The sequence below is a fragment of the Methylobacterium ajmalii genome, from assembly GCF_036448855.1.
GTDB lineage: Bacteria > Pseudomonadota > Alphaproteobacteria > Rhizobiales > Beijerinckiaceae > Methylobacterium > Methylobacterium ajmalii.
In genome coordinates, this window is sequence record NZ_JAZFXT010000031.1 from 53,280 (window position 1) to 68,750 (window position 15,471).

At 72.3% G+C, this 15,471-nt stretch carries 16 protein-coding genes and 1 other RNA gene; 4 read left to right on the top strand and 13 right to left on the bottom strand.

The annotated features are described in order from the left end of the window. Positions 1-93 precede the first annotated feature (93 nt). Entirely contained in the window at positions 94-2,091 is a 1,998-nt protein-coding gene (locus tag V3T34_RS15760) for a methyl-accepting chemotaxis protein (protein WP_305077478.1), read from the top strand. Between the two features lie 18 nt (positions 2,092-2,109). On the opposite strand, the gene V3T34_RS15765 is transcribed toward V3T34_RS15760, so the two are convergent. Beyond that, the gene (locus V3T34_RS15765) at positions 2,110-2,889 is read right to left on the bottom strand and encodes a HesA/MoeB/ThiF family protein (RefSeq protein WP_305077479.1); all 780 of its coding nucleotides are present in this window, start codon (positions 2,887-2,889) and stop codon (positions 2,110-2,112) included. 113 nt (positions 2,890-3,002) lie between these two features. On the opposite strand from V3T34_RS15765, the gene dapE reads away from it, so the two are divergent. Continuing rightward, positions 3,003-4,208: a succinyl-diaminopimelate desuccinylase gene (dapE, locus tag V3T34_RS15770; protein ID WP_305077480.1), complete on the top strand. Its 1,206-nt coding sequence runs from the start codon at positions 3,003-3,005 to the stop codon at positions 4,206-4,208. Positions 4,209-4,249: 41 nt separating this feature from the next. Beyond that, a complete protein-coding gene (locus V3T34_RS15775; RefSeq protein ID WP_305077481.1) occupies positions 4,250-4,819 on the top strand; it encodes a hypothetical protein in 570 nt (189 codons plus the stop codon). Between the two features lie 27 nt (positions 4,820-4,846). On the opposite strand, the gene V3T34_RS15780 is transcribed toward V3T34_RS15775, so the two are convergent. The 10 genes from V3T34_RS15780 to V3T34_RS15825 form a co-directional block, all read right to left on the bottom strand. After that, on the bottom strand, positions 4,847-4,987 hold the full coding sequence (locus V3T34_RS15780; protein ID WP_305077482.1) for a hypothetical protein: 141 nt from the start codon (positions 4,985-4,987) through the stop codon (positions 4,847-4,849). Between the two features lie 101 nt (positions 4,988-5,088). Then, positions 5,089-5,352 (bottom strand): CCDC90 family protein, encoded by a 264-nt coding sequence (locus tag V3T34_RS15785; RefSeq protein ID WP_060848407.1) that lies wholly within the window; start codon positions 5,350-5,352, stop codon positions 5,089-5,091. A 76-nt stretch (positions 5,353-5,428) separates the two neighbouring features. Next, positions 5,429-6,181: a tRNA pseudouridine(38-40) synthase TruA gene (gene truA / locus V3T34_RS15790; protein ID WP_060848408.1), complete on the bottom strand. Its 753-nt coding sequence runs from the start codon at positions 6,179-6,181 to the stop codon at positions 5,429-5,431. Beyond that, on the bottom strand, positions 6,181-7,113 hold the full coding sequence (fmt, locus tag V3T34_RS15795) for a methionyl-tRNA formyltransferase (protein ID WP_305077483.1): 933 nt from the start codon (positions 7,111-7,113) through the stop codon (positions 6,181-6,183). The genes truA and fmt overlap by 1 nt, the downstream gene beginning before the upstream one ends. 1 nt (position 7,114) lies before the next feature. Continuing rightward, a complete protein-coding gene (gene def, locus V3T34_RS15800; protein ID WP_060848410.1) occupies positions 7,115-7,630 on the bottom strand; it encodes a peptide deformylase in 516 nt (171 codons plus the stop codon). Positions 7,631-7,736: 106 nt separating this feature from the next. Continuing rightward, a complete protein-coding gene (recR, locus tag V3T34_RS15805; protein WP_058620712.1) occupies positions 7,737-8,342 on the bottom strand; it encodes a recombination mediator RecR in 606 nt (201 codons plus the stop codon). Positions 8,343-8,484: 142 nt separating this feature from the next. Further along, positions 8,485-8,805: a YbaB/EbfC family nucleoid-associated protein gene (locus tag V3T34_RS15810; protein ID WP_048431602.1), complete on the bottom strand. Its 321-nt coding sequence runs from the start codon at positions 8,803-8,805 to the stop codon at positions 8,485-8,487. A 67-nt stretch (positions 8,806-8,872) separates the two neighbouring features. Further along, a complete protein-coding gene (locus V3T34_RS15815) occupies positions 8,873-10,828 on the bottom strand; it encodes a DNA polymerase III subunit gamma/tau (protein ID WP_091888803.1) in 1,956 nt (651 codons plus the stop codon). Between the two features lie 63 nt (positions 10,829-10,891). Continuing rightward, positions 10,892-10,988, bottom strand: an RNA gene (ffs, locus tag V3T34_RS15820) — signal recognition particle sRNA small type. A 65-nt stretch (positions 10,989-11,053) separates the two neighbouring features. Beyond that, complete coding sequence (locus tag V3T34_RS15825; protein ID WP_462677506.1) at positions 11,054-12,418, bottom strand: RtcB family protein; 1,365 nt, start codon at positions 12,416-12,418, stop codon at positions 11,054-11,056. Between the two features lie 233 nt (positions 12,419-12,651). Here V3T34_RS15825 and V3T34_RS15830 point away from each other — a divergent pair, with 233 nt between their 5' ends. Continuing rightward, positions 12,652-13,641, top strand: coding sequence for an alpha/beta fold hydrolase (locus tag V3T34_RS15830; protein ID WP_305077485.1), 990 nt, complete (start codon positions 12,652-12,654; stop codon positions 13,639-13,641). Between the two features lie 10 nt (positions 13,642-13,651). On the opposite strand, the gene V3T34_RS15835 is transcribed toward V3T34_RS15830, so the two are convergent. Further along, positions 13,652-14,239, bottom strand: coding sequence for an NUDIX domain-containing protein (locus V3T34_RS15835; RefSeq protein ID WP_305077486.1), 588 nt, complete (start codon positions 14,237-14,239; stop codon positions 13,652-13,654). Positions 14,240-14,330: 91 nt separating this feature from the next. Continuing rightward, positions 14,331-15,467, bottom strand: a complete 1,137-nt coding sequence (locus tag V3T34_RS15840) for a M20 family metallopeptidase (protein WP_305077487.1) — start codon at positions 15,465-15,467, stop codon at positions 14,331-14,333. Positions 15,468-15,471: the final 4 nt, after the last annotated feature.

The following is a 15,471-nucleotide window of genomic DNA, read 5'->3' on the forward strand; positions in this document are numbered from 1 at the left end:
TCATTTGTTGCAGCTTGCGACACATTTACGAAACGTTCCGGAATGTGCCGTAACGTCCATTCGATTGTAGTGGTCGATGGGACGGACGATCCGATGAGAATTCCCCTGCGTGCGCGACTGTACGGCGGTTTCGCGCTCCTGGCGGTGCTGGTCGCGGTGATGGGCGGTTTCTCGTACCGGCAGACCGACAGCCTCGACGACCTGTTCACGCAGAAGGCGCAGCTCGAGCAGGCGGCGCGCGAACTCTACACGCTGAACGGCCTGACCGACCGCTTCGCGGCCCAGAGCCTGAAGTACCGCACGACCCAGACCGACGAGATGGCGGCCGGGATGCAGGCGAGCCTGTCGGACGTCGCGCAGCTCGCCGAGGGGCTGATGCAGCGGGCGCTCTCGGAGGATCGGCGCGTCCTCTATGCCGGCCTGCGCGACCAGGCGAGCCGCCTCATCGCCGAGATGCCGCGGTTCGCCGCCCTCGGCGTGCAAATCCGCGAGAACAAGGCCGGCGTCTACACCTCCGGCGACGACCTGACCAAGGCCTCGGGCGCCCTCGTCGCCCAGCTGCGCGCGGGCGGCGACGATGCGGTCCTCGTCCAGGCGGTGGAGATCGAGCGGACCCTGCTGCTGTTCCGCGTGATGAACTGGCGCTTCCTCGCCACCACCGATCCGAAGACCCGCACGCTCTCGGCCGCGCAGTTCACCAGCGCCGAGGCGACGATCGCGAAGCTGAAGACCCTCGACCTCAGCCCGGCGCAGCGGCGCGACCTCGGGGCCGTGGAGGAAACGCTCCATCGCCTCAACCGCCACATCACCGCGGCGGCCGCGGCGATCCTGGAGAGCGAGGCCCTCTACGAGCGGACCCTGAAGCCCCAGGCCGAGGCGATCGCCGCCGCCGGCGGCGTCGTGCGCGGCAAGCTCGATGCCGCGCTCCAGGAGGTCGCGGCCCGCAGCAGCGAGACGATGGACTCCGCCAAGCGGGTGCAGGCCGGGCTCCTCGGCGTGATCCTGGCAATCAGCCTCGCGCTCGCGATCCTGATCGCCCGCGGCATCACCCGCCCGATCTCCGGCATGACCCGCGCGATGAGCCGCCTGGCCGCCGGGGAGACCGCCGTCGCGGTCCCGTCCCAGGACGCGACCGACGAGATGGGCGAGATGGCCCGCGCCGTCGAGGTATTCCGCCAGAACGCGATCGCGCGGATCGAGCTCGAGGCCGACCAGGCGGCGCAGGCCTCCGCCCGCCAGCGCCGCGCCGACCGGGTCGACGCCCTCGTCGCCGCGTTCCAGCAGCGGGTCGCCGGCTCGCTCGGGATCGTGACCTCGGCCGCCACCGAGCTCGACGCCACCGCCCGCTCGATGAACCAGGTCGCCGACGGCACCAACGCCCAGGCGGTCGCCTCCAGCGCCGCCGCCGAGGAGACCTCCGCCAACGTCCAGACCGTCGCGGCCGCCGCCGAGGAGATGGTCGCATCCCTGCGCGAGATCGAGCGCCAGGTGATCCAGTCGCGCGAGGTCGCCGGCCACGCCGCCCACGAGGCCGCGGCCACCAACGGCGCCATGGCGAGCCTCGGCAATGCCGCGACCCAGATCGGGGCCGCCGTCACGACGATCTCGGCCATCGCCTCGCAGACCAACCTCCTGGCGCTCAACGCCACCATCGAGGCGGCCCGCGCCGGTGACGCCGGCCGCGGCTTCGCGGTGGTCGCCGCGGAAGTGAAGGAGCTCGCCGGCCAGACGGCGCGGGCGACCGAGGAGATCGGCGGCCAGATCGCGGCGATCCAGGCCGCCACCGATCAGGCGACCACCGCCATTCGGCAGATCGGCGGCACGATCGCGGCGTTGAACGAGATCAGCGGCGCCATCGCGGCGACGGTGGTGGAGCAGACGGCGGCGACCGCCGAGATCTCCCGCAACGCCTCCGAGGCGGCACGCGGCACCCAGGACGTCTCGTCGAGCGTCGCCCGCGTGCGGTCGCTCGCCGACCAGACCGGCGGCGCCGCCTCCCAGGTGCTCTCGGCCGCCGCCGAGCTGGCGACCCAGTCGCTGACCGTCAAGCAGGAGGTCGACGGCTTCCTGGGCGAGATCCGGGCGGCGTGAGGACGGCGCGGGGCGGACCTACCGGTCCGTCCCGCTCAGCGGGTTGCCCGGGTCCCAGGCGTAGGACAGGGTCTCGAAGCGCAGGGAGCGGGCGTCGACCATCAGCAGGCGCCCGACCAGCGGCTCGCCGAAGCCCGCGACGGCGCGGATCACCTCCAGCGCCATCAGCGATCCCATCAGGCCTGCGAGCGCGCCGAGCACCCCGGCCTCGGCGCAGGTCGGCACGGAGCCCGCGGGCGGCGGGCTCGGGAAGAGGCAGCGATAGGTCGGGTTCGGCCGGCCGTCGGCTCCGGTCTCGTGGGCCCGGATCGTGGTGAGCGAGCCGTCGAACTGGCCGAGCGCCGCGGTCACCAGCGGCCGGCCGGCCCGGTAGCAGGCATCCGAGACGGCGTAGCGGGTGGCGAAGTTGTCCGAGCCGTCGGCGACGAGGTCGTAGGCGGAGATCAGCCCCTCGGCGTTCTCGGGGTTCAGCCGCAGGGCGTGGGTCTCGACCCGGACGTTCGGGTTGAGCCGCGCGATGGCCTCCGCCGCGCTCTCGACCTTCGGCCGGCCGAGATCCGGCGTGCCGTGGATCACCTGGCGCTGGAGGTTCGACAGCGAGACCGTGTCGTCGTCAACGAGCCCGATCGTGCCGATGCCGGCGGCGGCGAGGTATTGGATCAGCGGCGCGCCGAGGCCGCCGGCGCCGATCACCAGCACCCGGGCCGCCTTGAGCCGGACCTGGCCGGGGCCGCCGACCTCCCGCAGCACGATGTGGCGGGCGTAGCGTTCGATCTCGTCGGGGCTGAGCGCGGTCATGGGCCCTGGTTAAGCGAGAGGCGGGGCGCGGGGAAGGCCCCCGGGATGCGCGGTTCTCACGCGTGGCGTTCGGCGCTAGGGCTCGCGGCGATCCACTCCTCGCCTTTCTGCGGATGCGCCCCGTGACCGATGCCCATTCTCCCCTCGCCCTGGCCCAGGGGCTGATCCGCTGCCCCTCCGTGACGCCGCAGGAGGGCGGGGCGCTCGCCTACCTGGCGGAGATCCTGGCCGCGGCCGGTTTCACGGTCGAGCGGCCGGTCTTCTCGGAGCCGGGCACGCCCGACATCGAGAACCTCTACGCCCGCCTCGGCGAGGGGCCGTGCCTGCTGTTTGCCGGCCATACCGACGTGGTGCCGCCGGGCGACGTCTCGGCCTGGCGCCACGACCCGTTCGAGGGCGTCATCGAGGGCGGCGAGCTGTTCGGCCGCGGCGCGGTCGACATGAAGGGCGGCATCGCCTGCATGCTGGCGGCGGTGCTGGCCTTTCTCGGCCGGCGCGGGCCGGATTTCGGCGGCGCCATCGCGTTCCTGATCACCGGCGACGAGGAGGGGCCTGCGGTGAACGGCACCGTCAAGCTCCTCGACTGGGCGCGGGCGCGGGGCGAGCTTTTCGCCCACTGCCTGCTGGGCGAGCCGACCAACCCGGACGCGCTCGGCGAGATGATCAAGATCGGCCGGCGCGGTTCGCTGACGGCGAACCTCACCGTGCACGGGGTCCAGGGCCACGTCGCCTATCCGCACCGGGCCGAGAACCCGATTCCCGGCCTCCTGCGCTTGGCGCAGGGGTTGCTCGCCGAACCGCTCGATGCGGGAACGGCGCATTTCGACGCCTCGAACCTCGAATTCACCACGATGGATGTCGGCAATCCGGCAACCAACGTGATTCCGGCCGAGGTGCGGGCGACCTTCAACATCCGCTTCAACGACCTCTGGACGCCCGAGACCCTGGCCGCCGAGCTGGAGCGGCGCCTGGCCGCCGCCGCCGGCAACGCGGTGCGCTACAGCCTCGACGTCCGCCCGACCAACTCCGTCGCCTTCCTCACGCAGCCCGACGCCTTCGTCGAGCAGGTGGCGGATGCGATCGAGGCCGAGACCGGCCGCCGGCCGGCCCTCTCGACCACCGGCGGCACCTCGGATGCGCGCTTCATCAAGGATGCCTGCCCGGTGATCGAGTTCGGCCTCGTCGGGCGGACGATGCACCAGGTCGACGAGCGGGTGGCGATCGCCGACCTCGATCGGCTGGCGGCGATCGTCGGGCGGGTGCTCGACGCCTATTTCCCGCCGATGCTGCGACGCAGCGACAGGCTTGACCGGTCTTAGACGAAAGTTGAATCTGGCGGCCTCGATCCCGGAGGCCGCCGATGTTCCTGAGTGCTGACGAGGTGGCCCGCTCGCTGCGCGGCACCGCCGGGCTGATCGGCCGCCGGCCCGACGCCCTGCGCCATTTCGACGTGAGCGAGCGCGGCTTCTGGCGCTCCTTCGGGGCGGTCTGGCTCACCGCCCCGGCGGTCACGGTGGCGCTCGCCCTGGAGCGCGGGACCGGCACCGCGCTCTTTCAGCTCGACCACGTCACCCTGGCGGCGGTCGCCGGGATCGTCGCGGGGTTCCTCGCGGTGCCGGTGGCGATGATCGCGGTCCTGCGCCGTCTCGGCCGGACCCGGGCCTACGTACCCTTCGTGGTCGTCACCAACTGGTGCCTGGCGGCGGGGCTGACGGTGCTGGCCCTGCCGGGCTGCCTGCTGCTCCTCGGCCTCGCCACGCCGGGCCTCGCGGAGCTCTACGCCGCCGCCTTCGGGGTGGTGGTGCTGTGGCTGCACGCCCGCGCCACCCGGGCGATCCTCGGCCTGCCGGGGCCGGTCGCGGCTCTGATCACGCTCGCGTGCTTCGGGCTCGTCCTTGGCTTTGCCGCAGGGGCGCACGTTTTGGTGTAAGCGGAGTCCAGGCCGTGACGGCAGCGTTCAATGGCCGGCGGGCGGCAAGTAGCGGAAGGCGGCGATCATGATACCGATGCCGGCTGCGACCGATGTGCCGAGCTTCACCGTCATCTGCTGTTCCAGGAGTTTCATCTCGGCTCGGACATTGGCCGAGCCGAGGTCCACCTAGAGCACTTCACGATCGAGTTGCAATCGCGAAGCTCTCTATGTCTTTGTTTTGGCGCATTTTCTGCGACGAACCGGTGTCCACTTCGTCGGAAAATGCTCTAGTGGGAAAGACCTGCGATTTTGGCGTCCAGGCGAGCTTCGGTCTCCCGCAGGTCCGCCTTCACCGCAGAGATGTCTTCCCGCATGTCGGTCCGCAGCGCAGCCGCGGTCTCCCGCAGGTCGGCCTTGGTCGTGAGCAAAGCCAAATCCGTTTCGCACCCGTCCCTGAGCACGCCCGTGATCGCTTCGGCCTGATCTTCCGACAGGCCGGACGCCTTGAGACGGCGGACCAGGGCATAGGTACCGAAGGCAACCGCGGTCATGGTCGGGTGCCCGGCTCTCGTATCACCGACGATGTCAGAAACGTCGGACCCGGACACGCGGCGCGATGACGCTGGGTCAGACGAGGTCCGCCGGATAATCCACCCCGATCAACGTCAGCCCGCCCGAGGGCGCCAGCGGCCCGCAACGGGTGCGGTCGCGGGAATCGAGGACGTCGCGCACGCCCTGCGGCGTCAGCCGCCCGCCGCCGGCGAGCATCAGGGTGCCGACCATGCCGCGGACCTGGTGGTGCAGGAACGAGCGTGCCGCCGTGACGACGACGATCTCCTCGCCCTCCCGCGCCACGTCGAGCCGATCGAGGGTGCGCACCGGGCTGTTGGCCTGGCACTCCGCCGCCCGGAAGGCGGAGAAATCGTGCCGGCCGAGCATCAGCTGCGCCGCCTCGTGCATCAGGCCGGCATCCAGCGCCCAGGGCACGTGCCAGACGAAGCCGCGGGTGAGCGCCGGGGGTGAGCGGCGGTTGAGGATGCGGTAGCGATAGTGGCGCTTGATCGCCGAGTGGCGGGCGTCGAAGTCCGGGCCCACCTCGGCGGCCGCGATCACCGCCACCGGCTCGGGGCGCAGGTGGGCGTTGGCGGCGTCGCGCACGGTGTCGGTGCGCCACGGCTTGTCGAGGTCGAGATGGACGACCTGATGGGTGGCGTGCACGCCGGCATCGGTGCGCCCGGCGCAATGCACCCGCACCGGTCCGCCGACGAAGCGGGCGATGGCCTCCTCCAGCGCCTGCTGCACCGAGCGGTCGGCGGCCTGGCGCTGCCAGCCGGCGAAGGCGGTGCCGTCATACTCGACGACGAGCTTGTAGCGGGGCATCAGGCGAGGCGGGCGCCCGGGGCGAGCTGCCGGCCGCGGGAGAAATCCTCGAACGGCATGGCGCCCTTGCCGGCGGGCTGGACGGTGACGAGGCGTAAACAGCCCTCGCCGCACGCGACCGTGCCGGCGGCGTCGAGCAGCGTGCCGGGTTCGCCCGAGCCGTCCGCCCGGCGCGCCCGCAGTACCTTCACCCGCTCCGGCCCGCGGCCGAGATCGGCCATCAGGTAGGCGCCCGGGAACGGCGACAGGCCGCGGATCCGGTCGTAGAGGTCCTTGGCCGGCTGCGAGAGGTCGAGCCGTGCTTCCTCGTTGGTGATCTTGTGGGCGTAGGCGATGCCATCCGGGTTCTGGGCCCGGAACTGCAGGTTGCCGCGCTCGAGCGCACCGAGCGCCCGCGCCATCAGGTCGGCGCCGAGCGGCATCAGCCTGTCGTGCAGATCGCCGGCGGTCATGTCGGGGGTGATGCCCACCCGCTCCAGCATCCCGACCGGGCCGGTATCGAGGCCCGGCTCCATCTTCATCACGGCGACGCCGGTCTCCTCGTCGCCCGCCATCACGGCGCGCTGGATCGGCGCGGCGCCGCGCCAGCGCGGCAGCAGGGAGGCGTGGAGGTTGAGGCAGCCCAGGGCCGGCGCATCGAGGATCGCGGGCGGCAGGATCATGCCGTAGGCCACCACCACGGCGACGTCGGCCCCGTGGGCGCGAAACGTTTCCGCCGCCTCCTCGGTGCGCAAGGTCGTCGGCGTCAGCACGGGGAGCCCGAACTTCTCGGCGAGCGCCTGGACCGGCGAGGGCCGCAGGGCCATGCCGCGGCCGGCAGGGGCCGGCGCGCGGGTATAGACCGCCGCGACCTCGTGGCCGCCGCCGACGATCTCGGCCAGCGTCGGCACCGCGAAGTCCGGGGTGCCCATGAACACGACCTTGAGCGGCATGTCAGGCGGCTTCGCGCTTGGCCGCCTTGGCGAACTTCTTCATCACCCGGTCGCGCTTGAGCTTCGACAGGTGGTCGATGAACAGCACGCCGTTGAGGTGGTCGATCTCGTGCTGGAGGCAGGTGGCCAGCAGCCCGTCGGCCTCCTGCTCCACGGTCTCGCCGTCGAGGGTGCGGAAGCGGACCCGCACCCGGTCGGGCCGGATCACCTCGGCATAGTAATCGGGGATCGACAGGCAGCCCTCCTCGTAGGGGCGGGTCTCTTCCGATGACCAGACGATCTCGGGATCGAGGAGGACGAGCGGCTTGCGGTCCTCCTTCTCCTTCGAGGTGTCGATGGTGACGATGCGCACCGCCTCGCCGATCTGGATGCCGGCCAGCCCGACGCCGGGGGCGTCGTACATCGTCTCCAGCATGTCCTCGGCGAGCTTCCGCACGTCGCCGGTGATCGTGCCGACCGGCGCCGAGATCTCGCGCAGGCGCGCGTCCGGCAGGATGACGAGGGGACGGATGCTCATTCGGGCGCCAGCAAAGTCGGGGGGCCGGGCGCCGCAGCGGCGCCCGTGAAGTGTCCGGGAGATAAGGATTCGTCTCTCCGGGGTCAAACCCGATGTGGCGGCGCGGTCAGAACGCCGTGCGCTGCCGGATCGCCGCCGAGAGCGTGCCCTCGTCGAGGTAGTCGAGCTCGCCGCCGACCGGCACGCCGTGGGCGAGCCGCGTCACCTTGATCGGCAGGTGGGTCAGGAGCTCGGTGACGTAATGGGCGGTGGTCTGGCCGTCGACGGTGGCGTTGAGCGCCAGGATCACCTCGCGCATCTCCGGCGCGCTCACCCGCTCGACCAGGCGGCCGAGATTCAGGTTCTCGGGCCGCACCCCGTCCAGCGCCGAGAGCACGCCGCCGAGCACGTGGTAGCGCGCCGTCACGGCGCCCGAGCGCTCCAGGGCCCAGAGGTCCGACACGTCCTCGACCACCACCAGCATCGAGGGGTCGCGGCTCTGGTCGCGGCAGATCGTACAGGGATCCTGCGTGTCGACGTTGCCGCATTCGTGGCAGACGACGATCCGGTCGGAGGCGACCTTCATGGCGTCGGCGAGCGGCGCCAGCAGCGTCTCGCGCTTCTTGATGAGCTGGAGGGCGGCCCGCCGGGCCGAGCGCGGCCCGAGGCCGGGCATGCGGGCCAGGAGCTGGATCAGCCGCTCGATCTCCGGACCCGCGACGGCCTGGGGCATGGGGTGTGGGACTTTCGTGGTTCGTCTCTCCTCCCCCTTGTGGGGAGGAGCCGGAGGTGGGGGTGGTGCCGGATGAAGCTCGCGCTCTACGCGGCACCACCCCCACCCCTACCCCTCCCCACAGGGGGGAGGGGGAAAGACCCTAGAACGGCAGCTTCATGCCGGGCGGCAGCGGCAGGCCCTTGGTCAGATCCTGCATCCGCTCCTGGGCCGCCCGCTCGGCCTTGGCCTTGGCGTCGTTGAGGGCGGCGACGATCAGGTCCTCGAGGATTTCCTTCTCGTCCGGCACCAGCAGCGCGGGATCGAGGGTGAGGCCCTTCACGTCGCCCTTCGCGGTCATCGTCACCGAGACGGAGCCGCCGCCCGACGCGCCCGTGACCTGGACGCCGTCGAGCTCGGACTGAAGGTCGGCCATCTTCTGCTGCATGGCCTGGGCCTGCTTCATCAGTCCCATGATGTCCATGGCGGCGTCCTCGCGGTGTGAGAGAGAAGTACGTCGAACGGGATGTGGGGCGCCGAGGGCCCGCCGGCTACAGGTCCGGGTCGTCGGAATCCGGCGGCGGGATGTCGTCGGGCTCCGCCGGGTCGGCGGCCTTGTCGCGCACGTCGACGATCTGGGCGCCCGGGAAGCTCTTGAGCACCGCCTGGACCAGCGGGTGGCTCGCCGCGCCCTGGTGGCGGCTCGCGACCGCGGCCTTGGCCCGGGCGTCGAGCGTCGCCTCGCCGGTCTCCTGCGACAGGGCCACCACCCAGCGCCGGCCGGTCCAGGCATGGAGCGCGTTGGCGAGGTCGGTCGCCAGCGTCGCCCGTCCGCCCTCGGCGAGGCGCAGCTCGATCCGGCCGTCCTCGAACCGGACCAGATGCGCCTCGCGCTCCAGCGCCATCTTGAGGCCGATGTCGCGGCGCTCGTCGGCGAGCGCCACCACGTCCTCGAACCGGCGCAGGCGCGGGCCGGTCTCCGCCTTCGGCGCCGCCTGCGGGACAGGCCGGGGCTCCGGCGCCGACGGCACCAGGGTCGGGCGCGGCATCGCCGGGGCCGGGGCGGGCGCGGGCGGCATCTCGGCGCGCGCCTCCGGCAGGGCGCGCAGGGCCGGCGCGGCCGAACCCGTGGCCCGCAGGGCGGTGACCGGTGCGGGAGCCGCCTGCATCGCGGGCGCCGCCGCCCGGACGGGGGCGCCCGCCGTCGCGGAGGCGCCGGACGGGGCCGCGCCCGGCGCCCGGGCCGGCAGGGCGAGGCTGCCGCCGTCGCGGATCTGGCGCAGGGCCTCGTCGGGGGTCGGCAGGTCGGCGGCGTAGATCAGGCGCACCAGCGCCATCTCGGCCGCCGCGAGCGGCCGGGCCGCGGCCTGCACCTCGGGGATCGCCTTGAGCAGGATCTGCCAGGCGCGCGACAGCGCCCGCACCGAGAGCCGGTCGGCGAAGTCGCCGCCGCGCACCCGCTCGACCTCGCTGAGCGAGGTGTCGGAGCGCGCGGAGTCGGGCGCGAGCTTCAGCCGGGTGACGAGGTGGGTGAACTCGGCGAGGTCGGCGAGCACCACCGCCGGGTCGGCGCCGGATTCGTGCTGGGAGCGCAGCTCCGAGAAGGTCGCCGGCACGTCGCCGCGCATCGCCGCCTCGAACAGGTCGACGACCCGGGCGCGGTCGGCGAGCCCGAGCATGTCGCGCACCGTCTCGGCGGTGACGTGGCCGGCGCCGTGGGCGATCGCCTGGTCGAGGAGCGACAGCGAATCGCGCACCGAGCCCTCGGCGGCCCGGGCGATGGCGGCGAGCGCCTCGGCCTCGGCCGAGACGCCTTCCGCGTCGCAGATTTTTTGCAGGTGCGCGATCAGGGCCCCGGCCTCGACCCGGCGCAGGTCGAAGCGCTGGCATCGCGACAGGATGGTGACCGGAACCTTGCGGATCTCGGTGGTGGCGAAGACGAACTTCGCGTGCGGCGGCGGTTCCTCCAGCGTCTTCAGGAAGGCGTTGAACGCCTTCTCGGACAGCATGTGGACCTCGTCGACGATGTAGACCTTGTAGCGCGCCGAGACCGGGGAATACCGGATGCCGTCGATGATCTGGCGGACGTCGTCGATGCCGGTATGCGAGGCGGCGTCCATCTCCAGCACGTCGATGTGCCGGGATTCCATGATGGCGGCGCAGTGCAGGCCGAGCGTCGGCAACCGGATCGTCGGCCCGGCATTCGGGTCGTCGGGGAGCGCGTAGTTGAGGCCGCGGGCGAGGATGCGGGCGGTGGTGGTCTTGCCGACCCCGCGCACGCCGGTGAGCATCCAGGCCTGCGGGATGCGGCCGGCCTCGAAGGCGTTCGCCAGGGTGCGCACCATGGCGCCCTGGCCGATCAGGTCGTCGAAATCCTTGGGGCGGTACTTGCGCGCCAGGACCCGGTAGGCGGGGGCCGGCGGCTGGCCGGCGCTCTGCTTCGGCGCGGCGCCGAACCCGGGGAGACCCGGCTCGTCGATCGAGGGCGTGCCGGAGGTCTCGTCCATGCGCTCGCAGGGTCGTGAGGGCGGCCCCCGGAGAGGGGGCGCACGCGCTCCTGAAAGGGGAGGGGTGGGAGGCTGGACGAAAACCCGCTCGGTCTCGTTAGGGCTGCTTCCTTCCGGACCTGACCCGGTTGGCGAGTGAAACGTCCCTCGCCAACCTCCCGAGGCCTATATGGCGGGACGACGCCGGAAACGCAAGCGCGCTCCGGCGCTCCGGATTCCGCCGGTTCAGCGCGCCTTGCGCCAGGGAGCGTCGTGCTCCCAGTCGCCGGCCATGATCGAGCCGCAGGGCTCGATTTCGTCGACGATCTCGGCGAGGTCGTACTTGGCGATCTGGGCCCGTACCGAGGCGGCGTTCTTGTAGGCGCTCGGCAGCTCCGAGTGGTCGGGGACGCCGCAATAGGACCGGATGTCGAGGCCGCGAGCCTGCAGGGCCGCCAGCTCGGCGGCCAGCGCCTCGCCGTTCTCCCGCAGGTGCTGGGTGCGCGAGGCGTTGCGGCCGGCCCCGTGCGGGGCAAAGCCGAGCGACCCCCCGTGGTCGCGATGCCGTGCGATCAGGATCGGTTCGCTCATGTTGAGCGGGATCAGGGTGCGGCCGTCGTCGTCCGCAGCGTAGCCCGACCAAGACGGCGTCGCGCCCTTGCCGTGGTAGAACAGCCCGTCGTCGCGCCGGAACACGAAGTTGTGCTCGTTCCAGAACGCGTCCAGGACCTGGTTGCCGATCTCCTGGCGCACCATCGCGTGGATGATGCCGTGGTTGGCCTTGGTCCAGTTCCTCGCGATCTGGAGCGCCTGCCAGTAGGCCTCGCCGTCCGGGCTGTCGGCCTTGATCCAGGCGTTGTGCGCCGGCACGCGCGGGGCGACGATCCCGGTATGGCGCCGGGCCGCCGCCATGCCGCGCTTGTAGAGCTGCGCGCCGAGGCCGCGCGAGCCGTGATGGGTCACGAGCGCGATCCGGCCGCTCGACTTGAGCCGGCCGACGAAGGCGAAGTGGTTGCCGTCGCCCTGGCTGCCGAAATGCCCGAGCGCCATGTTCTCGAGGCCCTTCAGGAACGGGTTGTCGGAAAACGCCGCCTCGCCCTCGAAGACCGGCCGGATCGGCTTGTCCCGTCCCCCGGGCCCGAAATGCGTCACCCGCTGCACGGCGTCGAGCACCTTCGCGGGGTCGTCGTCGCGCTTGAACACCGTGACGGCGACCGAGCAGCAGATATCCGCCGAGTGGAAGCCGGGATGAATGGCGTCCTCGCACGCCACCACGCCGCCCACCGGGATGGTGCCCGGCTGCGTCCCCGACGGACAGGCATCCGGCATCACGGCACCGGCCTTGATCGTCGGCACGCGCATCAGGGCATCCATATGGGCCGCCACGGACGCGGCATTCGCCCGCTCGGCCGGGGTCTCGGCATCGAGAAACAGGCGGTAGGGCAGGCCGTTCGTGCGCATCAGCGTCTCGGGCGGCACCAGAGTCTGCAGCTGGGCGAAGATCGCATCGTCGCTCCCGCCGGCGGCACGCATGGCGTTGGCCGTCTCCAGCCCCTGCTTGAACCAGCGGCCGGGCTTGAAGCCCCAGGCGATCAGGGTCGCTCCGTCGATCACGGTGTCCTCTCCTGTCGTGACGGCCGGCGGCGCGGGCCCGGGCACCCGGGGCGGGCGCGATCCACCGCGACGGGCCCTCGCCGCCCGGACTTGCCCTAAGGTTAACCGCGATGCCGACCCGCGGCCACCCCGCTATCCGAGGGCGGAACGACCGTCGCGCGACCACGCAAGCTCCTGCGGTGCGGTCGGCGACGGTGTAAGAGCCTGCCACCGTCCGGGAGATCCGCTCGATGCGCTATCCGCTCCTCGCCCTCTGCCTCCTGTCCGCGAACGCCGCCGCGGCCGCTCCCTCCTACGGGCCCGAGCTCGAAGGATTCGACTATCCCTATCCGGTGAAGCGCCACGCCGTCGCATCGCAGGGGCAGGACCTGTCGATGGCCTACATGGACGTCGTGCCGGAGCGCCCGAACGGCGGCACGATCGTGCTGCTCCACGGCAAGAACTTCTGCGCCGCGACCTGGGGCGACACGGCCGGCGTCCTGGCGCGCGCCGGCTACCGGGTGCTCGCCCTCGACCAGATCGGCTTCTGCAAGTCCTCGAAGCCCGCCGGCTACCAGTTCAGCTTCCAGCAGCTCGCCACCAACACCCACGGGCTGCTCGCCTCCCTCGGCATCGCCAAGGCGACGATCGTCGGGCATTCGATGGGCGGGATGCTGGCCGCCCGCTACGCCCTGATGTTCCCCGAGGCGGTCGACCAGCTGGTGATGGTCGATCCGCTCGGGCTCGAGGACTGGCAGGCCAAGGGCGTGCCCTACCAGACGATCGACGCGGCCTACGCCGCCGAGCGCAGGACGAGTGCGGCGAGCATCAAGGCCTACCAGCTCAAGTTCTACTACGACGGCCAGTGGAAGCCGGCCTACGACCGCTGGGTCGACATGCAGGCCGGGCTCTATGCGGGCCCGGGCGCGGAGCGGGTGGCCCTCAACCAGGCCCAGACCTCCGACATGGTGTTCACCCAGCCGGTGGTGCACGAAGTCGACCGCCTGCGCGTGCCGACGGTGCTGATGGCCGGGACCAAGGACCGCACCGCGCCGGGCGCCAACCGGGCGACGCCGGAGATCGCCGCCACGCTCGGGCGCTACGACCGGCTCGCGCCGGAGGTGGCGGGGCGGATCAAGGGCGCCCGGCTGGTGATGTTCGAGGGGCTGGGCCACGCCCCGCAGGTCGAGGCGCCGGACCGGTTCCACGAGGCGCTGCTGCGGGAACTCGCGGCGCGCTGAGCCTCCCGCCCTACCCTCGCAGCAGCGCCGACAGATCCTCCGGCAGGTCGCCCCGCCGGGCCCGCTCGGCGAGGCACAGGAGCAGGGCGACGCTCGGCCCGTCGGTGATCGCGCCCGACAGGGCCTCGTCGAGGGCCGCGGCGAAGGGCAGGCGGCGCAGGCGCAGGCTCTCCTGCGGGTCGGGATGCGAGGGCCCGCGCGTGAGGTTCCAGGCGACGAAGCCCGGGACCCGCTCGCTCGAGATGCCCGGCGAGGCGTCGAGCCGCATCAATTCGAGCCAGGATCCGGCCTCGTCCCCGGTCTCCTCCGACAGCTCGCGCCGGGCCGTGGCCAGCGCGTCGTCGGAGACCGAGCCCGAGCCGCGCGGCAGCTCCCAGGTGAAGCGGTCGAGGACGTACCGGTACTGCCCGATCAGCGTCACCCGCCCCGCGGGATCGACCGGCAGCACCGCGACGCCGAACACCTTGAAGCGCAGCGCGACGTGCGGGTGCTCGCGGCCGGATTCGTGGCGCAGCTGGTCGAGGTCGACGCCGAGGTAGCGATCCTCGTAGCGGCGCTCGCGGGAGAGCGTCACCCAGGGGTTGGTGCGGTCGGTCATGCGCGGGTGTCATCCGTGGCGGTCCCGCATCCGTGCAGGATGCGGGCCGGCAACGCGGGGAGGGCGCGAAAGATCGCCGTCCCGGGCGCGATCACAGCGTCTCCAGCAGCCGCCGCATCAGCCGCAGGCGCGGCGCGATCGAGGAGATCAGGCCGTATTCCTGGAGCGTGTGCGCGCCGTCGCCGTCGATGCCGAGGCCGTCGAGGGTCGGGATGCCGAGCGCCGCGGTGAAGTTGCCGTCCGAGCCGCCGCCGGTGAGCGGCACCGCGCCGAGGTCGAGCCCGAGCTCGTCGCGGGCGAGCGCCTTGGCGTGGGCGTAGAGCGCGGCGCCGGCCTCCGCGTCGTAGGGCGGCCGGTTCATGCCGCCGGTCACCGTGACGCGGAAATCCGGCGAGGCGCGCAAGCCCAGGATCCGGCCGGCATAATCCTCGCCGTCGGCGGCGGTGACCACCCGCAGGTCGACGGCGAAGCGGCAATGCTGGGGCACGACGTTCTCGGCGGTGCCGCCGAGAATCGTCCCGACCGTGGTGGTGACGCCGCGGGCGTAATCGGTCAGCCCCTCGATCTCGAGGATCAGCCGGGCGGCCTCCCGGATGGCGTTGCGGCCGTCGGCGTGGCGGGTGCCGGCATGCGAGGGACGGCCCTCGACATGGACGTCGAAGCGGCCCACCCCCTTGCGCCCGGTCACCACCTTGCCGCCGTCGCGGCCGGGCTCGGTGACGAGCACCGCGGCGCTCGTGCGGCCGAGATCCTCGATCAGCCCGCGGGTCGATTGCGAGCCGGTCTCCTCGTCGCTGCTGAACAGGAAGGTGAGGGGGCGCCGCGCGAGGCCGCCCCGCGCCGCCGCCGCGAAGGCCTGGAGCGCCAGCCAGGCGCCGCCCTTCATGTCGTAGACGCCGGGCCCGTAGAGCCGGTCGCCCTCGACCCGCACTGGCAGGTCGTTCGCGAGCGTGCCGACCGGGTGCACGGTGTCGAGGTGGGACAGGACCAGGATGCCGGGTTCGCCGTTCCGGGGGCCGGCCCGCAGGATCAGGTTGTCGCCGAAGCCGTCGCGGCCCGGCACCCGCTCGGCGGTCAGCCCGAGGCCGGCGGCCTCCCCGGCGACGAGGTCCATCATCCGGTTGACGCCCTCGACCGAGTCCGTCGGGCTCTCCACCGCGAGCCAGCGCGAGATCGTCGCGACGGCATGCTCGGGCGACAGGTCGGTCGGATGCGGGGAGGGGGTCATCGGA

What these genes read in the sequence shown, in the direction of transcription:
- recR (WP_058620712.1), bottom strand. Translation starts at nt 8,342, where the DNA reads ATGCCCCAGGCCGTCGCGGGTCCGGAGATCGAGCGGCTGATCCAGCTC.
- V3T34_RS15765 (WP_305077479.1), bottom strand. Translation starts at nt 2,889, where the DNA reads ATGACCGCGCTCAGCCCCGACGAGATCGAACGCTACGCCCGCCACATC.
- V3T34_RS15785 (WP_060848407.1), bottom strand. Translation starts at nt 5,352, where the DNA reads ATGACCGCGGTTGCCTTCGGTACCTATGCCCTGGTCCGCCGTCTCAAG.
- V3T34_RS15830 (WP_305077485.1), top strand. Translation starts at nt 12,652, where the DNA reads ATGCGCTATCCGCTCCTCGCCCTCTGCCTCCTGTCCGCGAACGCCGCC.
- V3T34_RS15810 (WP_048431602.1), bottom strand. Translation starts at nt 8,805, where the DNA reads ATGGACATCATGGGACTGATGAAGCAGGCCCAGGCCATGCAGCAGAAG.
- V3T34_RS15760 (WP_305077478.1), top strand. Translation starts at nt 94, where the DNA reads ATGAGAATTCCCCTGCGTGCGCGACTGTACGGCGGTTTCGCGCTCCTG.
- def (WP_060848410.1), bottom strand. Translation starts at nt 7,630, where the DNA reads ATGAGCATCCGTCCCCTCGTCATCCTGCCGGACGCGCGCCTGCGCGAG.
- fmt (WP_305077483.1), bottom strand. Translation starts at nt 7,113, where the DNA reads ATGCCGCTCAAGGTCGTGTTCATGGGCACCCCGGACTTCGCGGTGCCG.
- truA (WP_060848408.1), bottom strand. Translation starts at nt 6,181, where the DNA reads ATGCCCCGCTACAAGCTCGTCGTCGAGTATGACGGCACCGCCTTCGCC.
- dapE (WP_305077480.1), top strand. Translation starts at nt 3,003, where the DNA reads ATGCGCCCCGTGACCGATGCCCATTCTCCCCTCGCCCTGGCCCAGGGG.
- V3T34_RS15835 (WP_305077486.1), bottom strand. Translation starts at nt 14,239, where the DNA reads ATGACCGACCGCACCAACCCCTGGGTGACGCTCTCCCGCGAGCGCCGC.
- V3T34_RS15775 (WP_305077481.1), top strand. Translation starts at nt 4,250, where the DNA reads ATGTTCCTGAGTGCTGACGAGGTGGCCCGCTCGCTGCGCGGCACCGCC.
- V3T34_RS15815 (WP_091888803.1), bottom strand. Translation starts at nt 10,828, where the DNA reads ATGGACGAGACCTCCGGCACGCCCTCGATCGACGAGCCGGGTCTCCCC.
- V3T34_RS15840 (WP_305077487.1), bottom strand. Translation starts at nt 15,467, where the DNA reads ATGACCCCCTCCCCGCATCCGACCGACCTGTCGCCCGAGCATGCCGTC.